6 protein-coding genes and 1 pseudogene are annotated in these 8,003 nt (G+C 49.9%); 4 read left to right on the top strand and 3 right to left on the bottom strand.

The genetic code is table 11. The annotated features are described in order from the left end of the window. From H6F80_RS09770 to H6F80_RS09760, 4 genes and pseudogenes are all read left to right on the top strand, one after another. A partial coding sequence (locus tag H6F80_RS09770; protein WP_190791371.1) for a tetratricopeptide repeat protein occupies window positions 1-465 on the top strand: 465 nt, incomplete at its 5' end. A gap of 42 nt (window positions 466-507) precedes the next feature. Then, a pseudogene (locus tag H6F80_RS31265) lies at window positions 508-1,116 on the top strand (class I SAM-dependent methyltransferase); the annotation flags it as partial. 186 nt (window positions 1,117-1,302) lie between these two features. Continuing rightward, window positions 1,303-4,677 (top strand): O-linked N-acetylglucosamine transferase family protein, encoded by a 3,375-nt coding sequence (locus tag H6F80_RS09765; RefSeq protein WP_347277854.1) that lies wholly within the window; start codon window positions 1,303-1,305, stop codon window positions 4,675-4,677. Between the two features lie 131 nt (window positions 4,678-4,808). Beyond that, window positions 4,809-5,948, top strand: coding sequence for an FkbM family methyltransferase (locus tag H6F80_RS09760; protein ID WP_190791369.1), 1,140 nt, complete (start codon window positions 4,809-4,811; stop codon window positions 5,946-5,948). A gap of 26 nt (window positions 5,949-5,974) precedes the next feature. Here the strand turns inward: H6F80_RS09760 and H6F80_RS31260 are convergent, their stop codons facing one another. From H6F80_RS31260 to H6F80_RS09750, 3 genes are all read right to left on the bottom strand, one after another. After that, window positions 5,975-6,253 carry a hypothetical protein gene (locus tag H6F80_RS31260; RefSeq protein ID WP_199296478.1) on the bottom strand — a complete coding sequence of 93 codons (279 nt, stop codon included), beginning with the start codon at window positions 6,251-6,253 and terminating at the stop codon, window positions 5,975-5,977. Then, the gene (locus H6F80_RS31255; RefSeq protein WP_199296476.1) at window positions 6,172-6,501 is read right to left on the bottom strand and encodes a DUF29 family protein; all 330 of its coding nucleotides are present in this window, start codon (window positions 6,499-6,501) and stop codon (window positions 6,172-6,174) included. Before H6F80_RS31255 ends, H6F80_RS31260 begins: the two co-directional genes overlap by 82 nt. 125 nt (window positions 6,502-6,626) lie before the next feature. Then, window positions 6,627-8,003: O-linked N-acetylglucosamine transferase, SPINDLY family protein (locus H6F80_RS09750; protein ID WP_518523551.1), on the bottom strand; the 1,377-nt coding region annotated here is incomplete at its 5' end.

Here is an 8,003-nt window from a genome sequence, read left to right as displayed (position 1 = left end):
GACAGAAATTTAAAGCGTCGATTCACCTCTGCCATGACGACTGCTGCTTTTATGCTGGCTTCGAGTTTCAGCCTGGGGAAACGCAATTACGAAAAGCGATCGAAGAAAAAAACCAAGTTACAGCAGTTGATTATCATCATCGCAATCTATGGTTTTTTGCTTTCAACGATCTACCACACCGCGCAAATCCTGAGTGAAGCTTCAGTTAAATCGACGCCCGCTGCACAACCCCAACCCGACACCATTCAGGAAGCCCTTGCAGCCCAAGTACGCGGCTACGAACTCGTCCTCAAGCGCGAACCCAATAATCTCACTGCGCTGGAAGGTCTGGCAGTCACAAAGCTCCAGCTCAAGGATTATGCAGGAGCGATCGAGATTCTGCAAGATTTGGTAAAACGGCATCCTGAGCGATCGGACTACGGCGCACTGCTGGCTAAGGCAAAGCAAAAAGCCAATCAAAAATAGCATTGATCAACGAGTGTCTTCTAAAAATCAGGTAGTAGAACAATGCAGTGCAAAATATGTGAAGCAAAATCTCATTCTTTCTCGGTGGCAAAGCTGCTCAATAAGTACAATGTTGAGTACTTTCAGTGTGAAGAGTGCAAATTTGTTCAGACTGAGGAACCGTACTGGCTAGAGGAAGCTTACTCCGAAGCAATTGCAATTAGCGATGTAGGAATCGTTCAGAGGAACACGATGTTCTCTGATATTTCTGCTCGAACTGTGCTTAATTTTTTCAATCATGACGCAAAATTTATTGACTATGGCGGAGGTTATGGCTTATTCGTTCGCATGATGCGAGACTTAGGATTCGACTTTTATTGGTATGACAAATTCTGTCAGAATATATTTGCTAAAGGATTTGAAGCGGATACAAGTGGCCTGAAGAATTATGAGCTTGCGACAGCGTTTGAAGTTTTTGAACACCTTACAAATCCGGTCGTAGATATATCTGAGATATTAAAATGCTCCAGCAGTATATTATTTAGCACAGAACTGTTACCCCCCAGCAACCCTAAACCGGATGAGTGGTGGTATTACGCTCTAGGAGAGGGGCAGCATATTTCAATCTATACCTATCATTCCCTACTGCAATTAGCTGAGCAATTTAATCTCAATCTGTATTCTAATGGTCGTTCGATTCATCTTTTAACCCAAGAGAAAATATCAGCTCATCAATTTCAAAGCATCTGCCGTTATTCAAGTCGCTCAGTTGGCAAAAGGTCTTTAATTGAAAAAGATTATGCTGCTGCTGTCAGTTCTCTAGCCAAAGGTTTTAGTGAATCCACTGAGCCGAATCAAGTGTCGTGCATCAACAGTGACATTAAACCTTCTCAGCAGGTTGAGCAAATTGGGACAGATCTTCCTGAAACGTCTCGCATTGTCATTGACGGCGTATTTTTTCAAATTGTGCAGACTGGAATTGCGCGCGTTTGGCGATCGCTGCTGGAAGAATGGGCAGTCAGCGGCTTTGCTCGTTATCTCACGGTGCTCGATCGAAACGGTACAGCCCCTCAGATTCCTGGAATTCGATATGTCACTATTCCTCGCTACGAATCTAAAAATGCAGTAGCCGATCGCGAACTGCTTCAGCAAATCTGCGACGAAGAACAGGCGAGTTTATTTATTTCGACCTACTACACGACCCCGCTCAAGACACCTGCGGCATTCATGGCATACGACATGATTCCCGAAGTGCAGCAGGCAGATCTCAGCCTTTCGATGTGGCGAGAAAAGCATCACAGCATTCGCTATGCCGATCGCTATCTGGCGATTTCAGAAAATACGGCGCGGGATCTGGTCAAATTCTTCCCAGAAATTTCGAGCGATCAAGTGACGGTGGCTTACTGCGGCGTCGATCCCACATTTCAACCTGCGGTGGCGGCAGAAGTAGAAGCGTTTCGGGCAAAGCACGGCATCGCACAGCCCTATTTCCTGCTGGTGGGAATGCGAAATCAGTTTAAGAACTCGCGGCTATTTTTCCAGGCCTTTGCGCGACTGGCAAATAAAGCGAATGCCAGCATTGTCTGCGTTGGACCCACTCCTTTTCTGGAGGAGGAGTATCAGCCCTATGTCACGGACAGCCAGGTTCACTTGCTGTCGCTCACCGATGCAGAGTTGCGGTTAGCCTATGCGGGTGCTTTGGCGTTTGTCTACCCTTCGCGCTATGAGGGGTTTGGCTTACCGCTCTTGGAAGCAATGGCTTGCGGTTGTCCGGTGATTACCTGCCACAATTCCTCGATCCCAGAAGTGGCAGGCAATGCAGCACTGTACGTGAACGAAGACGATCCGGCTGAACTGGCGGAGGCAATGTTCCAGATCCAGCAGCCCGAACTGCGCGATCGTCTAATTCAGTCAGGATTCGATCGTATCTCCTTATTCTCCTGGGAGCGGATGGCGGCGATCGTCGGTCAAACCCTGGCAGAAGCCGCAAATCTACCCATGCAGGAAGAAGCCGCAGGTTTGCCCCGCCTCTGGGTTTCAGTACCGCGACTGCTAGAGCAATATGTCGCGAATCCATCTAATCCCCAGGTAATCGCTCAACTGCGACAGGCAAGACAGCAGTGGCTTCAAGCATGGTTGTCAGTTTCGCCAGAAGACCTGGCAGACGCAGACGCAGGCGAACTAGGACAAATTCGGCGATCGCTCCTCCGAAGTTCGTTTTGTCAGGTCGCATTAACCGATGCAGAAGCACAAGATCTCCAGCAACTTACAGACACCCTGACCGCAGGCTTCGATCACCCTCAGGCAATTCAGTTTTTGCTGGCAATGCTGCTGTACCGTCCGGTGTATCAGCTTTCCCTGCCCCACAATCTACTGACCGTTCCGGCGGACTGGCGAGAGGAATATCTGAGTTATCTGCTGCGGCTGCCGCCCTACTTTCAGGAAGAAGGTGAGGTAGATGCTTACTGTCGCTATCTCCAGGGCTTAACCGATATTCTACACAACAATATTACCCAGCATCCCGACGACCCAGATTGGCAGCAGGCGGCTCAAATCTTTACCGATCGCGCTAATTTTCTATTGCCCTATTTCGCCCAGCAGAACCTAAAAGACCTCTACCGCAAACGGGCAGAAATTATGGAATGCGCCCTTATACAGCAGGGTTACGAACTGGATTACACCTTCCCAACTCGGACAACTGCGCCCGCCAAACTTCGGGTCGGGGTGCTGTCATCGCACTTTAGCCCGCAAACCGAAACCTTTGCAACGCTGCCCGTCTTTGAGCAGTTGAACCGCGATCGATTTGAAACGATCCTGTTTACGCCCCAGCCCACCGGACATCGCCTAGAACGTTACTGCCTGGGTCACGTCGACCATTTTGTCCCCTTGCCGCAAATCCTGGCTGAGCAGGTGCAAATGATTCGCGATGCCGACCTAGATATTCTGTTTATCGCCAGCAATCTCACCGTCGCCGCTAAAGGCATTACACTGCTGGCACTCCATCGCCTGGCACGGGTGCAGATCACCGGAATGAATTCCCCTGTTACCACCGGAATGCGGCATATAGACTATTACCTGACCAGCCGCCTGATTGAACCCGAGCAGAACCTACAGGCACACTACTGTGAAACATTGATTCCGCTGGACGGCGCAGCCCAATGCTTTGATTTTGCCACCGAGTCTGAACCGCCCCTCACTGCCGCTCTGACGCGATCGGATTTGAACTTGGCTGACACTGCGATCGTCTACAGCTCTGGTGCAAATTTCTACAAAATCACGCCGGAAGTCATGAACGCTTGGGCGCAAATTATCGCCCAGGTTCCCGATTCGGTGCTGATGCTGTATCCGTTTAATAAAAACTGGACATCGAGCTATCCGATCCATAGTTTTCACGATCGCCTCAAAGCCACATTTGCCCGGTATGGCATGAGCGAGGATCGCTATCGCATCTTACCTGCCGCCCCAACCCGATCGGACGTGAAAGAGCGATTAAAGCTCACAGACGTTTACCTGGATTCCTATCCGTTTTCCGGGATGACTTCGCTGATTGATCCATTAGAATTAGGCATTCCGGCGATCGTGATGGAGGTAGACTCTGCCTGTTCGCTGGCGCGAAGTGGAGCTTTTTTGCGCGAGTTGCAGATTGCGGAGTTAATTGCGTTTGACGAAGCTGCGTATGTGCAAAAGGCGATCGAGCTAGGTCAGAATCCGGCTTTCCGGCAGCAGAAGCGGCAGCATATTCGGGAAGCCATGAAACATTGTCCCAGTTTCCTCGATTGCCGTCGCTATAGCGCACAAATGGGAGCGGTCTTCACCCAAATTGCCCAGCAGCACCAAGACCAAGCATTGCAACAGGCATTTCGTTTACGGAAAATCAATTGGCTTGCCTTCCCAGGCTGGAATCAGCCTGAAGACGACCTGTTTGAGAGCTTAGTGGATCTGCTGCGGTTTGCTCTAACTCATCCTGATCGACAAATCATGAGCGTTCTAATGTCGATCGGTGACTGGGACGAAGCGGATGCAAATGATGCGATCTCTAGTGTGCTGCTCTATTTGCTCAGTGAAGAAGGACTCGACGCAGAAGACGGCGCAGAAGTCGTTTTATTAAAACCGCAAGACATTTCCCTGCTGCTGTTGGCTCAAATTCGAGGTCGTGTTTTACTCACGCTAGAAGATACAGAAGCGATCGCTGCCGCAAAAGCCGAATGTTTACCTTCAGTTGCGATGACATGATTCGCGTTGATGCTGCGAAGAAACAAAAATTGTAAAGTGGGCATGCTTACCTCAATCGCAAGTCGAACTAGACAGGCTTTAGCATTGACATTTTTCCAGAATTAAACCGTAAATCCGAGCAGGAGAAAAAAGTGACACAGCCAGGAATACACAGAGGCACAATGCGCGGCGGTTTGCTACAAATTCGTCAATGCGGATTGTTGCCTGGAACGGTGATTGATGTAGGCACAGCGTTAGGTACGTTTGCGCTTTATAGTGCGTTTCCCGAGTGCAAGCACTTTATGATCGAGCCGATCGCCGAAAATGAACCCTATCTGGCAAAGCTCTGTCAGAAATTGGGCAATGCAGACTACATCATTGCTGCTGCTAGCGATCAGTCTGGCACAATGAACCTGCACGTTAATTCGAATCTAGTGCATTCCTCCACAGTAACCGATGCCGACCAGCCCGTTGCCCCCTCATTTGAACAGCGAACGATTCCCACGGTAACGCTTGACCAACTCTGCCAGGAAAAACAGCTTCCGCCTCCCTATTTGATCAAGATTGACGTAGACGGAAACGAAGCCGAGGTGCTAAAAGGAGCAGTCAACATCCTGCCGCGAACTGAATATCTGATCATCGAATCGACGCTGTTTGGACAGATCTATGACGTGATCGACTTCATGCGATCGCACGATTTCGTCATGTACGACATTCTCGATCCGAGTTGGCGACCGGGCGATCGGGCACTCTGGCAGGTCGACTTAGCATTTGTCAAAGTAGATAGTCCGTTTCGAACGCAAACATTCTACATCGAGGCAGCCTTAGAACCCCGTCTGGCAAAACAGATGGAAGACTATCGGCAAGCTTACATTCAACAAATCGAAGACTTTCCCGATCTGAAGCAAACCTCTGAATCGCTGAGTTTAATCGCCTTTCCCAATTGGCATCAGCCTGAAGAAAACCTGTTCGCCATCTTAGCCGATCTGCTACGGTTTGCACTAACTCACGCACAGCGCGATACACTGAGTCTCTTGATTCATTCGGGAACCTGGAACAGCGAAGATGCAAACGAGGCAATTTCTAGCGTATTGCTGTACCTGATGAGTGAAGAGGGTATTGAAGCCGGAGAAAGTCCCGAAATTGTGCTAATTGAACCGTTTAACCTCACGCCACTTCTGATCACGCAGTTGTCTGGTCGAGTTGCGCTTGCCGCAGAGAATCATGTCGCCATTCAAGCTTCTGGGGCTGCCCATCTCCCCGTCTATTTAATTCAGGCGGTTTCTGCTTAGTTTTGTCGTACCCGCAAAGTCTCAGCCTACAAATCCGCTTGCCTGCCAAGCCTCCAGTCCTCACCGCCCGGAAGCTGCACCAGATAGTCTTTCACGATTCCGGGCAGTGCTTTTGCAGGATGCTGATAAGTGAAAGCAAGCAACGTTGTGCTCATTTCCATGAGTTGAGCTCGATCGACGATCGCCCCAAGCTGAAACGGGCTAAACTCTCCCTGCCGCACTTCTACACTTGCCCCATCAATTGCTGCCTCGATCGCCTCCTCCAGCAAATCCTCCCACTCGTTCTGCACAACATAGTAAGACACCGATTGTCTTTCAGATTGAGCTTTTGAATTTGCCGAACCGAATCTGTAATTGATGCTGCCCAGGAATTAGTAGAACGCTGTTCGACCTGATTTTTGATCAGGTGAATCAGAAGGCGCACCAAAAACAACTCAACATTTCGCAGAATCGCCTGTCTGCTTATGCCTTCAAGCTCATCTATGATCGCCAGCGCATCAGCATAGCGTCCTTCTAAAATGCTGTTTCTGAGGTCAAGGAGTTCTTGGGTCATGACAGTTTCTATCCATCCCGTCGATCTCCTGAATAATCTGATGCTTCAAACGATTTGTGGACTCAGGAACAATTGAAGTCATAGAAATCGAAGGATTGGCGATCGAGCTGTCTGCTTTCAGGCTATCACGTCCAGCCGAAGCGCCCCTGTTGCAAGTATAGATCCCACATCTGCTCGTAGGCTTGTTCGACTTCGCGGGCAAATTTTTCAGCATCCCAGAGTGGGGACGTCTGGCGGGACTGTTTGAGTCTCAGGGCAATTTGCTCTCGCAGTTGGGCATCTTCTCCCAGGCGAATGCCCCAGGCAATGTATTCTTCGTCAGTCTGGGCAATGCCTTCACTGATCCCTGCATTGGTCATCATGGCATAGCTGTTGCGGGCTGCCCACTGCTGTCCGACCTTGGTGACGATCGGCACACCCATCCATAGCGTTTCCATCGTCGTCGTCGCGCCATTGTAGGGAAAAGTATCCAGGACCACATCTGCAATAGCAATATTTGCCCGATGGGTTTCTTCATCTGGGTCGCGAGGCAGAAACCGCAGGCGATCGAGCGAAACTCCTTCTTCTTCTGCAAGCTGGTTAAATAGGCTTTGCAGCATTCCCTCGTCTGCCAGACCGCGCACCAGCAGATAGCTGTTGGGCACATTCTTCAGGACACGCAACTGAAGCCGAACCGTATCGGGATAGCGTTTCTGTCCGTTCTGAGCAGTGAGATAAATGACCGCATCTTGAGGAATGCCCAATCGATCGCGCCGCAGCGTCGGAACACCAACTTCAAAGCCATCGATCGCCAAATAGGTCTGGGGCAATCGCCAAATTTTTTCGCTGTAGTAATCCTGAGCCGATTCGGGCAGCACGTAGGGATCTGCTAGATAGTAATCGATCGCCGGAATGCCTGATGCATCTAATCCCAGCCACGTCACCTGGATCGGAGCGGGTCGAAGTGCCATCACGCTGCAAGTTTTATAAGAGGTGAGACTATCCAGGTCTACTAGAATGTCGATTTGGTCATGCTCACAGATATGTTTGGCAATACCAATGTTGTTTCCGTCGTCGAATCGCGCTGAAGCATAGCCATTGTTACGCTCAGGCAGCTGGGAGGAAGCTTTAACAAACCACTCGTTCGTAAAATCAGTAACGTGCTTACAGTCGATGTGGTAAGTATAAATGTCGTACCGATCGCGATCGTGATATTTCATTAGCCAGCGCGCCAAAAAACCAACCGGATGCTGACGCATAAAGCGAGCAATATAGGCGATTTTAAGCTTGCGCTGGGTGCGAGCAGATTGAATGACGGGGGCAGAGAACCGCTGCTGGTATGGCTCTGCTTCGAGTAATTCTTTAACAGAACCGCGTAAACTCTCCTGGATCAGAGCAGCGACCTGATTTTGCAGTGGTCGAAGCTCAGCCGGATTGTCCTCTAGAAAATAGCCGTAGAAAAATCCCTGACTCAGCAGAAGCGGCTGCAAATCTCGATCGTCCTGCGGCTGCTCAAAAAGCTG

This window comes from Leptolyngbya sp. FACHB-711 (assembly GCF_014695615.1).
GTDB lineage: Bacteria > Cyanobacteriota > Cyanobacteriia > Elainellales > Elainellaceae > Leptolyngbya_A.
This window is presented reverse-complemented; position numbering and strand designations above follow the sequence as displayed.